This window comes from Bacillus sp. SIMBA_074, assembly GCF_046534555.1.
Taxonomy (GTDB): domain Bacteria; phylum Bacillota; class Bacilli; order Bacillales; family Bacillaceae_G; genus Bacillus_A; species Bacillus_A mycoides.
In genome coordinates this window covers 1-245 of the sequence record NZ_JAWRYM010001054.1, presented here as the reverse complement: position 1 = coordinate 245, position 245 = coordinate 1, and the positions used below count along the sequence as shown (strand labels likewise).

Here is a 245-nt window from a genome sequence, read left to right as displayed (position 1 = left end):
CAGCTACTAATTCAAATCCTGTGCTTGTGTTATCTTCATCAAATTTAAAGAATGACATTATTTATTTCCCCCTGTATTTTCATTTGTGTTTTATACTAATAATTCTTCTTGAATGCAGCCTTTACGATCATCTAAATGATTCTTGGCAAAAATACTCTGGTTACCTTCGAAAATAAATCCGCGGGTCCCGTCTGCTTTTCTAATTAATCTTGCGACAACATGCACGATTCCCATTACGTGATTTA

The 245-nt window shown here is 34.3% G+C and carries 1 pseudogene; it reads right to left on the bottom strand.

Annotated elements, in window-relative coordinates:
- Window positions 1-90 precede the first annotated feature (90 nt).
- A pseudogene (locus tag SB773_RS33980) lies at window positions 91-245 on the bottom strand (AAA family ATPase); the annotation flags it as partial.